17 protein-coding genes, 1 pseudogene and 1 riboswitch are annotated in these 16,295 nt (G+C 55.3%); of the genes and pseudogenes, 10 read left to right on the top strand and 8 right to left on the bottom strand.

The window, feature by feature from the left end:
- Positions 1-14: 14 nt before the first annotated feature.
- The 3 genes from ABD971_RS03910 to ABD971_RS03900 are packed head-to-tail and all read left to right on the top strand — an operon-like array spanning position 15 to position 5,999.
- Complete coding sequence (locus tag ABD971_RS03910; RefSeq protein ID WP_345319599.1) at positions 15-2,339, top strand: FAD-dependent oxidoreductase; 2,325 nt, start codon at positions 15-17, stop codon at positions 2,337-2,339.
- A 5-nt stretch (positions 2,340-2,344) separates the two neighbouring features.
- On the top strand, positions 2,345-4,393 hold the full coding sequence (locus tag ABD971_RS03905; RefSeq protein WP_345319793.1) for a glycoside hydrolase family 97 protein: 2,049 nt from the start codon (positions 2,345-2,347) through the stop codon (positions 4,391-4,393).
- A gap of 46 nt (positions 4,394-4,439) precedes the next feature.
- Positions 4,440-5,999, top strand: a complete 1,560-nt coding sequence (locus ABD971_RS03900; RefSeq protein WP_345319597.1) for a sulfatase family protein — start codon at positions 4,440-4,442, stop codon at positions 5,997-5,999.
- A gap of 612 nt (positions 6,000-6,611) precedes the next feature.
- Here ABD971_RS03900 and ABD971_RS03895 read toward each other — a convergent pair.
- Together ABD971_RS03895 and ABD971_RS03890 are read right to left on the bottom strand one after the other, a co-directional pair.
- Entirely contained in the window at positions 6,612-7,505 is an 894-nt protein-coding gene (locus tag ABD971_RS03895) for a DMT family transporter (RefSeq protein WP_345319595.1), read from the bottom strand.
- A 58-nt stretch (positions 7,506-7,563) separates the two neighbouring features.
- Entirely contained in the window at positions 7,564-7,932 is a 369-nt protein-coding gene (locus ABD971_RS03890; RefSeq protein WP_345319593.1) for a DMT family transporter, read from the bottom strand.
- 18 nt (positions 7,933-7,950) lie between these two features.
- A riboswitch (guanidine-III (ykkC-III) riboswitch) is annotated at positions 7,951-8,010 on the bottom strand.
- Positions 8,011-8,366: 356 nt separating this feature from the next.
- Here ABD971_RS03890 and ABD971_RS03885 point away from each other — a divergent pair.
- Positions 8,367-8,789: an ACT domain-containing protein gene (locus ABD971_RS03885; RefSeq protein ID WP_345319591.1), complete on the top strand. Its 423-nt coding sequence runs from the start codon at positions 8,367-8,369 to the stop codon at positions 8,787-8,789.
- A 199-nt stretch (positions 8,790-8,988) separates the two neighbouring features.
- Positions 8,989-9,216, top strand: a pseudogene (locus tag ABD971_RS36005) (oxidoreductase); the annotation flags it as partial.
- A 495-nt stretch (positions 9,217-9,711) separates the two neighbouring features.
- Here ABD971_RS36005 and ABD971_RS03875 read toward each other — a convergent pair.
- From ABD971_RS03875 to ABD971_RS03850, 6 genes are read right to left on the bottom strand one after another with little or no spacing between them, the layout of a single operon-like run.
- On the bottom strand, positions 9,712-10,128 hold the full coding sequence (locus ABD971_RS03875; protein ID WP_345319587.1) for a hypothetical protein: 417 nt from the start codon (positions 10,126-10,128) through the stop codon (positions 9,712-9,714).
- Positions 10,125-10,931: a radical SAM protein gene (locus tag ABD971_RS03870; protein ID WP_345319585.1), complete on the bottom strand. Its 807-nt coding sequence runs from the start codon at positions 10,929-10,931 to the stop codon at positions 10,125-10,127. Before ABD971_RS03870 ends, ABD971_RS03875 begins: the two co-directional genes overlap by 4 nt.
- Positions 10,928-11,641 carry a glycosyltransferase gene (locus tag ABD971_RS03865; RefSeq protein WP_345319583.1) on the bottom strand — a complete coding sequence of 238 codons (714 nt, stop codon included), beginning with the start codon at positions 11,639-11,641 and terminating at the stop codon, positions 10,928-10,930. The genes ABD971_RS03870 and ABD971_RS03865 overlap by 4 nt, the downstream gene beginning before the upstream one ends.
- Positions 11,634-12,389, bottom strand: coding sequence for a glycosyltransferase family 2 protein (locus tag ABD971_RS03860; protein ID WP_345319581.1), 756 nt, complete (start codon positions 12,387-12,389; stop codon positions 11,634-11,636). Before ABD971_RS03860 ends, ABD971_RS03865 begins: the two co-directional genes overlap by 8 nt.
- 5 nt (positions 12,390-12,394) lie before the next feature.
- Entirely contained in the window at positions 12,395-13,729 is a 1,335-nt protein-coding gene (locus ABD971_RS03855; protein ID WP_345319579.1) for a glycosyltransferase family 25 protein, read from the bottom strand.
- A gap of 13 nt (positions 13,730-13,742) precedes the next feature.
- Entirely contained in the window at positions 13,743-14,315 is a 573-nt protein-coding gene (locus tag ABD971_RS03850) for a hypothetical protein (protein WP_345319577.1), read from the bottom strand.
- On the opposite strand from ABD971_RS03850, the gene ABD971_RS03845 reads away from it, so the two are divergent.
- The 5 genes from ABD971_RS03845 (at position 14,307) to ABD971_RS03825 (ending at position 16,250) form a co-directional block, all read left to right on the top strand.
- Positions 14,307-14,600, top strand: a complete 294-nt coding sequence (locus tag ABD971_RS03845) for a hypothetical protein (RefSeq protein ID WP_345319575.1) — start codon at positions 14,307-14,309, stop codon at positions 14,598-14,600. The genes ABD971_RS03850 and ABD971_RS03845 overlap by 9 nt on opposite strands.
- Entirely contained in the window at positions 14,601-14,906 is a 306-nt protein-coding gene (locus ABD971_RS03840) for a hypothetical protein (protein ID WP_345319573.1), read from the top strand.
- 78 nt (positions 14,907-14,984) lie between these two features.
- Complete coding sequence (locus ABD971_RS03835) at positions 14,985-15,122, top strand: hypothetical protein (protein ID WP_345319571.1); 138 nt, start codon at positions 14,985-14,987, stop codon at positions 15,120-15,122.
- A gap of 48 nt (positions 15,123-15,170) precedes the next feature.
- Entirely contained in the window at positions 15,171-15,578 is a 408-nt protein-coding gene (locus tag ABD971_RS03830; RefSeq protein WP_345319569.1) for a hypothetical protein, read from the top strand.
- Positions 15,579-15,737: 159 nt separating this feature from the next.
- On the top strand, positions 15,738-16,250 hold the full coding sequence (locus ABD971_RS03825) for a hypothetical protein (protein ID WP_345319567.1): 513 nt from the start codon (positions 15,738-15,740) through the stop codon (positions 16,248-16,250).
- Positions 16,251-16,295 lie beyond the last annotated feature (45 nt).

Genomic DNA, 16,295 nt, shown 5'->3' with positions numbered 1-16,295 from the left:
TTTGCGCAATAACTATGTTAGATCGATACACAATAACAAAAATCCTCGCCACGGTTACCACATTCAGTCTTACGTTTCTGTCACTAACAGTTGTCAGCGCCCAAGACATTCTCGTCGAGGCGGAGAGCTTTGAAGAGCACGGCGGTTGGAAACTGGATACTCAGTTCATTCGCGAGATGGGCTCGCCATATCTGTTGGCTCATGGTTTGGGTCGGCCGGTGAACGACGCGACCACGACCGTCGAATTTCCTGAGGCGGGTGAGTACCACGTTTGGGTGCGAACGAAAGACTGGGTGGCTCGCTGGAATGCGGAAGGCCAGCCGGGTCGCTTTCAAGTGGTTGTCGACGGCCAGCCGCTCGGCGAGACGTTTGGCACCAACGGAGCGGAGTGGTTTTGGCAAGACGGCGGCACAGTTACTGTTTCGGATGAGCAACCGGTCAAGGTTGCACTTCACGATCTGACTGGATTCGACGGTCGATGCGATGCAATTCTTTTTTCAAAATCAAACACGCCTCCTCCGAACACTTCTGATATCTTGCCGACTTGGCGGCGGCAGCGATTGGGATTGAAAGAACAGCCCACCGAAAAACCCGACTATGACTTGGTTGTGATTGGTGGAGGATACGCCGGAATGGCTTCGGCGATTTCCGCTGCTCGCATGGGCTGCAAAGTCGCACTCATCCAGGATCGCCCAGTGCTCGGCGGCAACGGCTCAAGCGAAATCCGCGTTTGGGCGATGGGCAACATACGTCGCGGCAAGTACACCCGGATCGGCGAGATCGTCGAGGAGTTTTGTGACCGCGCCACAAAATCGCCAGGAACCTACGAAGAGTTTGAGGATGCCAAGAAAGAGCGCATTGTCCGCGCCGAAAAGAACATCGATCTATTCCTGAACCACCACGCCTACCAGGTCGATACCGAAGGCGACATGCTTCGCAGCGTCTCCGCGTTCAATACCAAGACGAGCGAGCAACTGAAGTTTTCCGGCAGGCTGTTCGCAGATTGCACGGGCCATGGCACGATCGGCTACCTCGCGAAGGCCGATTGGGACATGACGCCGGATGGCCGGATGGGGATGAGTAACATGTGGGCCTGGGACGAGGCCGAAGAACCACGGTCGTTTCCGGAAACGCCCTGGGCGCTCGACCTGGAGATGGCTGACTTCCCCTATCCCCGCGACCATCATGGCCAGTGGTTCTGGGAAAGTGGCTTTGACAAAGACCCGCTCGGCGATGCCGAAGGGATTCGAGATTGGAACCTGCGTGCGGTGTATGGCGCGTTCAATGCGATGAAGAACCGCGACGGTGCCGCAGATCATAAGACGGCGTACCTGACGTGGATCGCTTACATCGGTGGCCCACGCGAATCGCGACGGTTGTTGGGCGACGTTGTTTTGACAAAGGAAGACATCATCGCCAAGCGAGACTTTAAAGACGGCTGTGTTCCCAGTACATGGTCGATCGATTTGCACTATGGAAAAGAGGAGTACGCCAAGAAGTTTCCCGACAATCCGTTCATTTCAATTGCAGTACACGACAAACGGGTCGATCGCAGTTACGGGTATCCCGTGCCCTATCGCTGCTTCTATTCACGCAACATCGATAACCTGTTCATGGCAGGACGCAACATCAGTGTCACGCACGAAGCCCTGGGGACGACGCGCGTCATGAAGACTTGTGGCATGATGGGTGAGGTGGTCGGAAAAGCGGCCAGCCTGTGCGTGCTGCACAACACGTCGCCGCGAGACATCTACGAAAACTATTGGAGCGAATTGGACGGGCTATTGAAATTGCCGGGTAAGGCATATCGAGAATCTGTCTCTGAAAGGATTGTTATTCCGGAAGGCTCAATGAAGCAGGCGACGGACGTAGGCAAGGTTCCCGGCATCGATCCGGGTTCGCTGGTGGGAATTGTCATCGACGATGTAGACGCCGAAATGGAAGGCCGTTGGTTCGAAGGCGTTGGCATCCAGGGGTTCGTGGGCTTGGGCTATCGATTTACTAAAGCCGACAAACCGGCCAGCATGGTGTTCCGCACAAAAATCGAAGAGCCAGGGCGGTACGATGTTCGCCTGGCTTACCAGCCCCACGCATCCCATTCGGATCGCGTCCCCGTTGTCATCCAGGCCGGGGGACAGACATTAAAGGTCTGGCTGAATATGAAGAAAGCCACAAAGCCCGAGCCGTTTCAGTCGCTCGGAGAATTCGATGTCCGGGCGGGTGAGCCGATCTCCGTCACGCTCGCCAATGAAGGCGTCAAGGGAAGCGTTTACGCCGACGCCGTCCAGATCGTTGTGGTTGATGCAAAGGAAAACACCTCACAGGAGCAAGGCAATTGAACGGCGTGACTCGGCAAACTCGATCAACGCTGTGGAACCCATTGCAGTCGTTGCAAGGCGTGGCGCCAACAATCGTTCTGGTCGGAGTGCTTTTGCAAGCTTGCGTCGCTACGGCGCAATCCGTCTTAAGCACTCAAAACAACGAGACGATTCACACCGCGTTGAGTCCGGACGGCAGCGTCTCGGCGAGATTGTTCGTCGACGAGGAATTGCGAATTCGCTATCAAGCGAGTTTTCGTGGCAGGCAGATCGTGCGGCCGTCTGTGCTGGGCATCACGGTCGAGGGAGTTGACCTGGGCGACGGTGTGAAAATTGGGCCACCAACGAAGTCTGTGATCAACGAGAAGTACGCGACTCGTGGTCACCATAGCACCGCAACGAATCACTGTGTGGAGTGGAAATTCCCAATCACACACATGACATCCGGCCGACACTACGCTGTTCATTTGCGAGTCTACGATGATGGAGTCGCCTATCGGTACGTTGTGCCCAACGCTGGAGATCATCTTGGTACAGGAACGCAGCATGTCGATGGTGAATCTTCCAGTTGGAAGCTTCCAGCCGGACTGAAAGCGTGGTTCTTCGAGCGAAACACTAAAAAATGGAAACTCAAGTCCTACGCCGGAGAGTGGCTGGCAGCCGACATCGACCAGTTGCCGACCATCTCACCCAGCGATCCTGTGCAGGGAACGCCCATCGTCTTCGAGTTGCCCGAGCAGCAAGGATTTGTGGCGGTCACCAAAGCTGCGACCTACAACTACAGCGGCATGCGGTTGCGAGCAGTGGGAGAGCGAACCTTCGTCGCTGATTTCAGTGAGGGAGACCAAGGTTTTGACGTCGCTGGCACCATTACGACTCCTTGGCGGGTCACGTTGTTTGCTGACAACTTGACCGAGCTTGCGACCAGTGACCTGATCAACAATCTCAATCCGGCACCAGATCCCGAGCTGTTTGCTGACACCAGCTATATCAAGTCGGGGCGTTGTGTTTGGAGTTGGGAGACACTCGGGCTGGGAAGTCCGCAGACGCAAGAACAGTTCATCGACTGGGCTGCCAAGTTGGGCTTTGAATATTCACTGATCGATGATGGCTGGAAGGATTGGAATGATCCGTGGAAGACGGCGGCATCATTGTGTAGCCGGGCGGCCCAGAAGAATGTCGGCGTGTGGCTTTGGGTGCATTCTCAAGACATCATCGATCCGACCAACGACTATGCGATCATGCGTGTCTACTTTGATCGTGTCGCCGCGATTGGTGCTGCGGGGCTGAAGATCGATTTCATGAACGGCGAATCCAAGGAATTGATCGACTTTGAGATCGCAGCCTTGAAGCACGCGGCCGAGCGTAGGTTGATGATCAATTTCCATGGGTGTCACAGCTCGACGGGCGAATCGCGAACTTATCCCAACGAAATGACTCGCGAAGGCGTACGTGGCATCGAAGTCAACAAAATGAAGGAAGGACCGCTGACAGCATCGCACAACGCAGCTTTGCCTTTCACACGTTTCGCGGTTGGACATGCCGACTACACGCCAATTTTGTATACCAACCCCGGTCCGACCACGCTTGCCCACCAACTGGCGACGGCGGTGGCATTCCTGTCACCGTTGCAAGTCTTTGCAGAACACCCTGACACAATGATGAAGTCGCCGCATGTCAAAGACGCGCTGCCGGTTCTGCAAGCCATGCCTACCGTCTGGGATGAAACCATCGTTCTACCCGACAGCAAGATCGGCGAAATGACGGTGTTGGCACGCCGCCGCGGTGACGATTGGTTTGTTGCGATCCTGAACGGTCCCGACGCTCGAAACGCAAAAGTTGCTTTAGATTTTCTGGGCGACGGCAAATACACAGCAACTTGCATCCGGGATGACCTTCAGGGAGCTCTCGTGAATGTCGAAAGAATCGGAGTCAATCAAAAAGCTGATCGCAAGCAATGGACTCATGCCGTGCCAATGCGTCTGACGACAATGGCGGTCAACGCGGATGAATCCCTTGTTGTAGAGATGCCCAGCGGCGGAGGCTTTGTTGCCTGGATCGCTCCGAAAAAATGAACACCAATTTCACCCCTCCCGAACCCTCGATAACAACCGATACTCAATGAGACTGTCAGCGAAGATCTTCCCTGTTGTTCTACTTCTGTCCGCCACGATCACGTCAACCGCGCCCGCGGCAGATACGCGACCAAACATCTTGTGGATCACCATCGAGGATTGGAGTCCGGATCTGTCGTGTTATGGCACGAAGGGCATCCATACTCCGAATGTGGACAAGTTGGCGGCGGAGGGCATTCGATACGAACGTGCTTTCACAACGTCGCCCGTCTGTTCGACGTCGCGTTCCGCGATGATGACTGGCTTTCACCAAAACTATATCGGCGCGCACCAACACCGGACCGAAGACAAGAAGCCCCTTCCGTATGGCATCCGGCCAATCCCACACCTTCTCGCCGATGCAGGTTATTACACCGTCTTGATGAGCTGGAAAACGGACTGCAATTTCCTACCTGACACGCGGCAAGAACTTTTTATGGACTTGAAGGACTGGAAGAACCGCAAACCGGATCAGCCCTTCTTCGCCCGCATCACCTTTGGTGGCACGCACCGATCGTGGAATCGTGACCCCGAGCGTCCCATTGATATCGAGGACGTCGAGTTGCCACCGTACTATCCGGACACGCCCTTCATTCGTCGAGATTGGGCGAACGGGCTGGAGCAAATGCAACTGGTCGACCGCGAGGTCGGCGCCATTCTAAAACGTCTCGTTGATGAGGGGCTGGCTGACAACACAATCGTGTTTTTCATTGGCGATCATGGACGCTGCCACATTCGCGGAAAACAGTTCCTGTACGACGAAGGAACGCGGATTCCCATGATCATGCGATGGCCGGGGCACGTTGAACCGGCGCAGGTCAATGATGATTTGGTGATGTCGATCGACATCTGCGCGACGGTTCTCGAAGCGGCCGGAGTCACCCCGTCCGTGCCCCTGCACGGAAAGAGCCTGCTGAGCGACGAAGTGAATAAGCGCCGATACACCTTCGCCGCTCGCGACAAAATGGATACGACTCACGATGCAATGCGTAGCATCCGGTCAAAGGACTTTAAACTGATTTTGAATCTGATGCCGGAGCGAGCTTACTGCCAATTCAGCTTCTACAAAGAAGGAGCGTATCCGCCGCTTGCTGAACTGAACATCTTGAACTTGGAAGGAAAACTTACGCCAGAACAAGCAGCCTTTCTGTCGCCAAGCAAACCGCCGGTCGAACTATTCGACCTTCGTGGCGACCCACACGAAGTCCACAACATCGCCGACGATCCAAAATATGCCGAAGTGAAGTCGGAACTGTTGGCAGAACTCAATCGTTGGCGAGACGAAGTGATTCGCGACCAGGGAGTCTCCGACGATTTCCGCGCTCAAAATGTCTTCCCACCAGAGCGTCCCGCTGAGCAAACGGTGGGTCAGTGGGTTCAGGATCATGCGGATAAATACGACTTCAAAAAACACGGAGTTCCTTCCTGGTATCCAACGCGAACACTTCAGCAGTGGCGAGAGGTACGAAAAATTTGGGAACCTTGGGTGTTTCGTGATGTCGACAGTGAAATGAAGCGTCCTGTGATTCCGTTTACAGAGAAGCCTAAAGCCAGCGCGAAGAAATGATGGCAGACACGACCTGTTCTTGAAGGCGTTTCAAAAATACGCCGAGGGACAACGAACGAGGCAACGGACGATGTTGAAGTGTCGGGCTTGGTAGTGGACGAGGCGACGAGTCCCGTGCGTCAGGACTCGTTGCCTCGTCGACTACGGCAGAAATTGGTCGTGCGTTGCTAAGTGACCCGGCTGTCCAATCTGTACAAGGGGCGCGAGAACGAACCAGATTCTCCCTCAACCATTGACTCACGAGTTGCTACCTGTAATCTACAGCCAAATCCTTGCGACCAAGGCGACATGTTTGTAGCCGCAGCCAAGCTGGACAGCGTCAATTTTGTGAGCGGCGACGCGTAAGCGGCCGCGTATCGGCGCGGAACCTGCGGCCTTACGGTCCTCGGCTCAGTTCTTAAATCCGGCAGCGACACAAGTCCAAGTTCACAAGATTCTGAACGCGGCATCAGGTGCATGTTCACATCGCGTATCACAAATGGGCACGTGCTCAGAGCCAACGAGACGACCTACACGCTGTATTCCGGAACTCACGGACTGACGCTCCGAATCAACGGACAGCAATTGGATGGTTTGTCATTTGAGCACCTTTAGGTCGCAAAGAATCAGCAGTCAAGAGCGGCGGCCGATGATGATCAGCCCCGAAGCGACAATCAGTGCGGAACCCGCAATCATTTGCGAACTGAGAGTTTCTTGAAACCAGAAGACTCCCAAGCCGACGCCAAACAGCAGGCGAGAATATCGGAAGGGAGTCACCGCTGACACGTCACCTGTTCGCATCGCTTTCATCAGGCAGGCATACGCGCCTACGCCGACACACACAGCGACAATGAGAGGTAGCAACAGCGCAAGTTCAGGCCACAAAAACGGTCCGCCTCTCCAAATTGCAATCACGCTTCCCGCCACGAGCACGGAAATGAACCCGTACAATCCGAGGACGGCCGTCGTTACGGTGGGCGGCGCCGCTCGGCTAGCAAGATCACGTCCGGCAAATCCCAGCATTCCCAAGACGGCCAGAATGGAAAGCATGGAAAAACTGTCACGTCCGGGACCGACAACGATGATCACTCCGGCAAGCCCAACGAACACTGCGAACCAACGACGAATGCCGACACGCTCACGAAACAGCATCGCGGCGAAAGCAACCACGACCAGAGGAGTCGCTTGCAAGATCACGGTCGTGGCGGATAAAGGTGTAAGCACAACGGCCATCGAGTAGAACAGCCTGCCGCCGACTTCAAATAGCATGCGATACCGCATCGAGGAAGACCGCACCGCAGGCGCGATGAGCCGGTCTCCTTTTTTGGCAGCGTACAACGCAAAGAGCAACGCGCCGCCCAATCCGAAAAGCATCATTACTTGTCCGACCGGCGCGTGCGTCGACGCCACCTTGATCGAAGCGTCTTCGATGGCAAACAGCACCATCGCTGCCACCATCCAAATCGAACCGACCAAGTTGTCACGACGGGTTGACTCAACGGCGGGATTTAATGAAGCGGATGACATGGGGTGCTAATTGAGTAAACGTCTGATTGGAATCGCCGCATCACGCGGAGCAAGAATTTCAAGGCCGTGCTTTGAGACAAGTTGTTTTTTCCGGGCCCATTGCAGCATCAATGGGTGCAGTGATCTTCAGGCCGACGATGGCTACCAGCAGCAGTGTCAAAAAGAAGCCGCGACCGAGGCTCAATGGTTCATCAAGAAGTATCACGCCCAGAATGATCGCGCCCAGCGTGCCGATACCGACCCAGACGGCATAAGCCGTTCCAATGGGCAGTGTTCGCGCGGCAACGGCTAGCAGATACATGCTGGCGACGATTCCCGAAATCACCAAGAGACTGGGGATTGGTCTTGTGAAGCCTTCGGTGTGTTTCAGTCCGACAGCCCATGCGGACTCAATCAGACCCGCGACAATAACCAGAAACCATGCCATGAAAACGCTCCTTATCCAAGGGCGTCGTCTTATCCTAACCGGGTACGTCGCGCATCGTCCGGGCCGAAATGGCAGTACAGTTGTAGTCGTCACGTTCTTTTTAGGTAGTGAGCGCATCGAAGTCAACGCGTCACGCTGAAATCTTGGCGGCGTTTTGTGGGCCACCAACTGGACTACGATCGGGAGATGGTTCTGGCGAATCTTGCCGAGACACCGAAGAAGCTCACCAGGTGGAAGCTTGTCATCCGCAACGGAGCAGCGAACAACGAAAGTCACTTCCGCCAAGCCGCGGGTCGTAGTCACCAGAGTTGGTCAGACTATTTTGCTAAGCTACTTGAAGTTTGCAACTTCCCCTTACCAGAACGCCAACCGACAACGCAGATGATGCAAAAGGCGAGCACAGTGCGACAGACTCCAAACGCTGCACAAATACGATGGCAAAACAGATGAACGGCGAATCGAAGCTGCTGACATTGCTGCAAAACATGCGGCCGGAATTGCAAGACGGCGAATTTGTGTTTTGCTCATTGGAACCGGCAGTTGCGTCCGAACTTGGTCTTCTCCCCATCGGTCAGTTTCTTGAAGAGGAGGGTTTGACGCTGATACTTGCGAAGGACGAAGCGGAAGCGAACCATCTCGACTTCACTTTTCCTTGCAGGAAGATCACTCTCAAAGTGCACTCCAGCCTTGAGGCGATTGGTTTGCTTGCCGTCGTTACTGAGAAGCTGGCTGAACACGGCATCAGCGTCAATGCAATCTCAGCCTATTTTCATGACCACCTTTTCGTCCCGTCGGATAAAGCTGAAGACGCGATGCGTGTATTGGGCGACGTGGTCGAGCAATCGCTTCGTTCGTAGTAACGACCATGGACAACAACGTCACCGACAACGGTACTTGCATTCTCGTTTTGTTGGCTCGCGAATAGTTGAAGAGAATCCCATGTTCCGGCACATCCATCGCATCCTTGTCACATCGCTTGCGGCGATTTCTTGTCTTGGATGGAATCAACATTCCGTCGACCCTCCAGTTGGCACGATGACAGATCGCAAGCTCGGTTTTGGTCATTTCCTACTTTGTGGACTGCTCTTCGATCGGATCGAAGAGTCGGCGGGGCGGATCGTGGTTGTCGGTAGCAACGCCTACAAAATGGGGCTGAAGAGAATTCAGTTTGACGACCTCAACTTCGACAAGACCTACACCGCCTGGAATTCCTACGCCCAGAGCAAACTGGCGCAGATGATGTTCGCGTATGAATTGCAGCGCCGCGTCGAAGCTGCTGGAAAACCGTACCCACCGGGCACAGCCTTGAAGAACCCAGGCAAGAACGCGGCCTTATCTTCGCGAGCCACCCCACGAAGCGCTGATAGAACCTGCTTCGCCGTCATCTTAGCGCCGCCGAGTACCTGCACGCTTCAGACCTTTGGCAACGAAGTCGAACGCATCGGCCGGTTTGTAGTCTTCGAGCACGTCGAAAAAGCACGCCAGCACTCGCTTGGTCTCAGCGACGTTGATTTTCACACCTTGCGTGTCGGCTTTTCTCGAAACCTGATCGTAGATGTCGTTGAGCGTTGATGCTTTCTTCTTGGCAGGCGTTTTCTTGACGGCTGCTTTGGTTGCTTTTTTCTTGGCCACTTCGTGTCTCCGTGTTGAAATGAAACGTTCTTTTGCGAAGTGGTAGTTGTACATTCCCTTCCATAAATCGAATACGAGCGATACCAAACGACACAAGCCAGCATGATGCTGGCTTGTGTGTAATATGGTCTTGCGCGCCTACAAAATTTAGTCGTCGTACAAGCCTGGATAGCTGGACCAATCGTCGCCCCAATCACCGGGATGCACGACGGGATAATCTGGCATTCCAGGATAGGCTTCGCCGGGGTGGCCCGGTGGCAAGTTGTCAGGTGCTGAGTAGCCAGGCGGAACGTGATAGGGATGGTCCGGCGGTAGTCGTGGCCAAACGTGAATCGGCGGCGGTGACTCGATCACAACCGGTTCTTCGGGTGAAGGCGGCCACGGGAAATCGTCGGGCCACCAGTCAGGACGCTCGTCGCTGGACGTATCGTCATCGGTACTTGAACCCTCAGGCGGAGCGGGTGTAGTCGGTGGTGATGGATCGCCCGGTGGATCGAATGGTGGAATAAATGGATACCATGGTGGCGGGATATCTCCGCTGCCTGAACCAGGTGGGAAAGTCATCGAATCTCACTCCTTTGAGTCGGGTCGGGGTGCTTGAACGGAACACGCTTGCTTGGGCATAGTCCGCATTGAGGAATCGCTTTGGTCTCAACAAACGATCGCAGTTCATCGGCGTTTGCGCTCGGTGGGCATGCCTTGTAGTCACGAAACATTTTCCATGCAGGGACAGTCTCGATCCGCAGTCGTCGCTCCATCAATGCGTGGTAGGCAAGTGCGGGGCACTTGAATAAACATCTGCGAAAAAGCTGAGTACAAGTTTTCTGCATGCAGATTTTGAATGCTGCAGCGGGCTTAGAATTAAACGGCATTGGCTTGCCGTCTTCAACTCGGTACTGCCGCATCCAACCGCGATGCGACTTGCGAATCTTGATTTGGATGCCGGGAAAGTCGGCTCGCCATTGCCACACCGTCTTCCTCGCTTCGTCGAATCGCGCCAGATAGGGTTCGTGCGTGCCATGCTGGCTGACTTCAAGTCGGCAGTCGGTTTCGACGAGAGTGCCCGGTAAGTCTGGGTGGCGATCAAGGAAGAATCCGTTTGTGACGAGCATCAAATGGGAATTGGGCCACGATTCACGGGCCAACCAAAGGTGCTCGATCAGGTGAGGATTCAACAAAGGCTCGCCGCCGAGCAGAGCGAACCGATTTGGTCGAATTCGATGCGACCAGTGCGAGTACTCAACCCGCGCATCATCCGGCGTCGGCATTTGCCCAGCCAGATGAAAGTTGCTGTAGTGGCTGCACTGTTGGCACAAAAGGTTGCAACCGTGAGCAAGGTGGAATTCAAGGGCGGGGATATCAATCATCGCCAAATCACCTTTCGCAATCCGTGCTTCTTTAGACCTGCGTCGAGGAACTCAGGCCGGCGACGGATGTAGCCAGGCGGGTCGACGTGTTCGTGTTTGAACGAATGATTCAAATCGACGGCGACGTTCATGCCGGCGATTTTCGCCCGCCAGAAGAAGTCCCAGTGTTCTTCGACCTTGAGCGATTCGTCCCAGCGGATCGCTTGCAGGATGTCGCGATAAGCAACAAAGCAGTTACCGACGTAGTGACACCAGCGAATCGAGCGCCGCTGCCTATAGTTGCCGAACGCGATCCGCAGGATTCTTCCGTCGACTCGTAGCATTCGCGGACGCTCCTCGTTGTTACTGAGTGCGGCGAGCAAATCGAGATCGTGATGTTTGTTGAGCGTCGCGATCAAATCAGGCAATCGCGTTTGATTGGTGACGAGATGATCGTCGTCGGCGAAGATGACAATCGGTGTGTCGCCAGCATCGAGCAACCGATTGCGACCCGCGGAGAGGCCGATGTCGTACTCGGTCTCGATCAGTCGATCGACCATTGCGGCTTCGCCGGGGCACACGGCCGAGAATCGCAATTCTGGTTTGCCGTCATCGAGGACGTGGATCAGCGGACGGTTTTCGCCATAGTGGTCGTGAATGCTGCGAACGAGTGCGGCACAGCAATGCGGACGATGAATCGTCTTGATGCAGAAAGTGGCTTGATTACGCACGGACGATTTGACCTCCTGGATAACGCAAAGAATGGAAACCGTGTTTCCGAAGCCCCATCGCTCGGAACTTGGATCGTCCACGCAGGTCGCGGTAGCCTGTGCCGGAAACGTGGGCATGGACGACGGAACAATCGGTCGCGACCGCGATCTGCAGCTTCGAGAGATGACTCGCTCGATAGAAGAACTCCCAATGCTCGTAAGTCTTCAGGGCTTCGTCCCAACGCAGCGTCGCGATCGTTTCCTTACGAGCCAGAAATGCATTGCTGACCATGTCGCACCAGGCGACGGTGCCAATGCGTTTGTATTCGCCCCGATGCATCCAGATTCTTTTGCCGTTCATTAGTGGCGAAAGCATCGTGGGGCGACCACCTCCACCTTGCCGGACGGCGAGGACGTCGAGTTCATGCGTGGCGAAGTACTCGCAAACGCGGTCGATGTGAAAGTCCGCCGTGACAACGTGATCGTCGTCGAGCAGAAAGATGTACTCGGTTTGCGATGCGTCGATCGCCGCGTTACGTCCGACTCCAACGCCCACATCGTGCCGCTCCAGATTGATGATCGTGCAATGCTTGGCGGTTTCTGGATACTTCTCGCTGAAACGTAGTTCCGGTCGCCCGTCATCGACGACGACGATCGTTGGGTTAGCAATGTGCTCACGCAGCGATTCGACCAGACGATGGCAGGACCACGGACGGTGAATCGTCTTGATGCAGAACGTGATGTCTGCGGTTGAAATGCTTTTCGCCATGTTGCTCACCCAAACTTCCGGAGATCAGGATTGACGTGCTCGATCGCCGACTGGATTTCATCCTGCGTCGGCGTGATGCCGAGAAACTCGACAAGATTGCCGATCACTTCCTCTGGATAGGTCACCAACTCGGCGAACTCGATCCGGAACACTGGCACGTCGGGATGCTCGGCGATGAAGTTGTCTCGGTGATCGCGGAGACTGCGCTGCAGAACCTCGCACTCATCATCGTTTGCCGCGAACCATTGGCCACGATGCTTTTCGCTACGGTTCTGCAGCGAGCGAATCGACGCTTCGATGTCTCGTTCTACAGAAATGATTCGCAGTGAATCGCCCAGCCCGGCGTGAAGGTGATTCACGAAGCGACACAAGTGCGGATACTTCGCCCCAGCGACCGTCTTGTCGCGGTTCGCTTCCGATTTGCGGCTGACAATCCAGGACTTGAGCATCTGAGTCAGTTGGTCGTCGCTGACATTCGGATCGGTAGCCGGGAAACGCATCACCTTTTCACAAAGCTGCGACAGTCCGAGTGCTTCGCCGCCTCCGGTCGCTTCGTAGCCGCCAAGCTGATTGCCCATGTGAACACCGAGGTGATGCATGACCATGGCAACGCACGAGGTGCCGGCGCGGTGCGGTCCGAGCACAGCGAAGAACGGAGCGTCGGAATGGTCAGCATTCTTGGCGTCGTTGAAAAACCGCGTTTGACTCCACTTACGACCGCAGATGTTCGATTTGGTCGGCAACTGTCCAACGAGCCAGCGATCGGGCGTGTAAACCGCGATGGATTCCTTTTGAATGTTCTTGCCCTGAACGAGAGCCTGGTAACGACGCTGGATCAGCCGACCGAGGTGATGGTCGATGTGATGCTTGGTGTGCCAATCGTTCCAAGTCAAATGGCGATACAGCGTCTTCATTGCGTCACGCCCGCGAACCATAAACGCGTGCGTTCGATTCACGTTGTAAGGACGATAGACGTGTTCGCTGACCTTGTGTGGCGGGTTCTTGCCGGCGTAAAGGTGTTGGCCGCCGAGATACGCCATGCCCCAATCGGCCGGCAGTTCCTCGATGAATTCCTTCAACCGCTCGCAGAAGTCATCGCCGAATCCCGCGTCGTCCTCAAAGACCACATACGAGTTGATGTGTTCGAGCAGGCACTTTTCGAGAATCAGCAAGTGTGATCGGTAGCATCCCCACGCTCCGTTGCCGGCGCGCCACTGCGGGGGCGTTGCGACGCGGCGGCCGTCGATCGCAGCGAACCGTTCGGGCTCGGGGAACGGCCACGGTTCGGGAAGCTGCCGCATCCAATCTTGCAGCCGGTCGTCACGGCGATCGAGATTCATCAAGAAGCAGCGTTCAACGATCGAATTCGTCCTCCGGATCGTCTTGGTCTGGTTCGGGTGCCCCTTCGGGGAATTTTCGCTCGTACTTGCGGATGGCAGTTTTGACGAGACTGCGGGCGACTGTTGCTGTAAACCTTCCATGGGGGAGTCCTCTTGCTTGGGCTTCTTCGAGTAACCAATCGACGATGGTGTCAATGTTTCGGCGGCAACCATCGGCACCCCAGTCGTTCATCGTGTCGACACGGGTTTCGCAGTTGCATGTTTCGCTCGGCTTTGCGAACCAAGCGATCATCTTTTTGAGTTCGTTGCCGGGGCCAGGCTGGTAGCTGCTCATCTTCAGCGTTGCCGGCATTAGGTCGTCGTTCGGCATGTAGTTGCGAAGCAGTGCTTCCAACTCGGTAACGTCTTGTTTGCGGCGTTTCTTGTTGACCAATGCCATGCCGATCGTGACGACGTTAATCGCGCATGGGTTGTCGTTGGTCTGGCACGCATTGCAGGCGGCCGGCGTGGTTTGCACGCGACAACCGGCGAGTTGGCATGCCACTTCGCATTGGTTGTCGGAAGTTAAATGAGGGCAATGCATCATGCTGTCATCCCCGCTACTGCTCCATCGAATGAACCGGACGAACTGGGTGGGTCACCGGGGTCTTCACAATCGCTGTCAACCAATTCCCAACCGCACGACCAAATCCAGGTGCTGTTGCACGGTTCACTCGATCCGCTGCTGTCTTCGGAAGGTTCCTCGGTTGAATCGCTCTCGCTCGGTCGATCGGATCCGTCGCTGCTATCGGATGCACTTTCGCTAGGCCGATCGGAACCATTGCTGGGTGGGTCTGAATCGGATGTCGAGTCGTTACTTTCGGATGGTTGATTGCTGTCGCTTCCAGATGAATCGCCGACGCTCGGATCGTCACTTTCACTTGGCCGATCACTGTCGGAGCCTTCCGATCCAGAGTCGCTTGTCGACCGAGATGCTGAATCGGAACCCGAACCACTTGATGAAATGGGCACGCTGGTGGAGTCATCGCTTCGCGAATCGCTGCCAGAATCTGAAGTGCTTGTTGATCGTGAATCCGAAGCCGATCCGCTGCCGCTATCAGATGCGGAAGCGCTTATGCTGCCTGATCCTGACCCACTGCCTGAATCCGATCCGCTGGCTGATGTAGAACCACTTTGACTTCCGCTGATTGAGGCACTGTCGGAGTACGAAGCCGAAGCACTCGCTGAGTAGCTTTGCGAGTCCGAACTGCGGTCGATGCTTGATTCGCTTTGGGAATCGCTTCCCGAATCACTGGCTGACTGCGATGTTGATTCAGATTGCGACTGGGAATCCGATTCAGACTCGCTCGATTCAGAGTCGCTTTCGCTGCTCGCTGACGAGTGCCAACTGTAGGAAGGCACACTCTCCGAGCCCGACTCACTGCGTGATTCACTTGCCGATGTGCTTGATTCCGACCGACTGGATTCCGATCTTGATGATTCGCTGGTCGATGACTCACTCTCGGATGTGGATGATTGCGAACTGCTGATGGATGGCGCGCTGGTTGATTCACTTGAGTCAGAGGCAGATGAAGTGCTCGACGAACCGGAGTCGCTTGATTGCGAGTCGCTCGACGACGAATCACTCCCCGATGAGCTCGATCCTGAAACACTTGGCAGGCTGATCGACGTACTGGAATCGCTCGATTCGCTTGTCGATGAGTCGCTGGATTGGGAATCGGACGAACTATCTGATGAATCACTCGATGCGGACGACGATCCCTCGGAGCCTGATGAACCACTAATACTGGGCAGGCTGGTCGACGTGCTCGAGTCACTCGAATCGCTGTTGGATGAATCGCTCGATTGAGAAGTCGACGAACTGTCGGATGAACCGCTCGATGCCGACGAGGAAACGTCGGAACTGGACGAACTGCTCACGCTTGGCAGACTCGTCGACGTGCTCGAATCGCTGCTTTGGGATGAATCACTCGACGATTGACTACTGCTGTCGCTGCTTGATGAGGACTTGGAACTGTCGCTTGAATCGCTGCTGCTGGATGTGGACGAACTCAGGGATGAATTGCTGCTGTCGGATGACGAGTTTGACGATGAATCGCTACTCGATGAAGACTTTGATGAAGAGGAAGAACTGCCGGAACTGCTACTTGATGAGGGGCTGCTTGATGACGAACCACTGCTCGATGAGGAAGACGGGCTGCCGGACGACGATAAAGACGAGCCGCTACTCGACGAACTAGAACCCGACGAACTGCTGCTGGATGACGACAGGGAACTGCTGGAACTCGACGACATGCTCGAACTACTCGACGATCCACTGCTGCTCGATGAACTTCCCGATGACGAGGATGAAGATGATGACGAGGGCGACGACGAAGAACTGCTGGACGATGAGTCGCTGCTAGAACTACTGCTGGAACTTGAGCTTGACGAGCTGCTGGAGCTTGATGAACTGCTCGAACTGCTGCTTCCGTCGCAACAACGGCAACCGATCGTCAAGTATGCCGACGTATCCTCATGAAAGTGGCAGACGATCTGTTGGCTCGCCAGCAACGCGTAATCGCAA

Origin of the sequence: Novipirellula rosea, from assembly GCF_039541335.1 — a bacterium.
GTDB classification, from domain to species: domain Bacteria; phylum Planctomycetota; class Planctomycetia; order Pirellulales; family Pirellulaceae; genus Novipirellula; species Novipirellula rosea.
The sequence above is the reverse complement of the archived record's forward strand: the minus strand, read 5'-3'. Positions and strand labels throughout refer to the sequence as shown.

Coding starts and splice junctions, on each gene's coding strand:
- ABD971_RS03850 (WP_345319577.1), bottom strand. CDS start 14,315: ATGATGCATTGCCCTCATTTAACTTCCGACAACCAATGCGAAGTGGCA.
- ABD971_RS03885 (WP_345319591.1), top strand. CDS start 8,367: ATGGCAAAACAGATGAACGGCGAATCGAAGCTGCTGACATTGCTGCAA.
- ABD971_RS03875 (WP_345319587.1), bottom strand. CDS start 10,128: ATGACTTTCCCACCTGGTTCAGGCAGCGGAGATATCCCGCCACCATGG.
- ABD971_RS03890 (WP_345319593.1), bottom strand. CDS start 7,932: ATGGCATGGTTTCTGGTTATTGTCGCGGGTCTGATTGAGTCCGCATGG.
- ABD971_RS03835 (WP_345319571.1), top strand. CDS start 14,985: ATGCTTGATTCGCTTTGGGAATCGCTTCCCGAATCACTGGCTGACTGC.
- ABD971_RS03895 (WP_345319595.1), bottom strand. CDS start 7,505: ATGTCATCCGCTTCATTAAATCCCGCCGTTGAGTCAACCCGTCGTGAC.
- ABD971_RS03860 (WP_345319581.1), bottom strand. CDS start 12,389: ATGGCGAAAAGCATTTCAACCGCAGACATCACGTTCTGCATCAAGACG.
- ABD971_RS03870 (WP_345319585.1), bottom strand. CDS start 10,931: ATGATTGATATCCCCGCCCTTGAATTCCACCTTGCTCACGGTTGCAAC.
- ABD971_RS03855 (WP_345319579.1), bottom strand. CDS start 13,729: ATGAATCTCGATCGCCGTGACGACCGGCTGCAAGATTGGATGCGGCAG.
- ABD971_RS03910 (WP_345319599.1), top strand. CDS start 15: ATGTTAGATCGATACACAATAACAAAAATCCTCGCCACGGTTACCACA.
- ABD971_RS03845 (WP_345319575.1), top strand. CDS start 14,307: ATGCATCATGCTGTCATCCCCGCTACTGCTCCATCGAATGAACCGGAC.
- ABD971_RS03900 (WP_345319597.1), top strand. CDS start 4,440: ATGAGACTGTCAGCGAAGATCTTCCCTGTTGTTCTACTTCTGTCCGCC.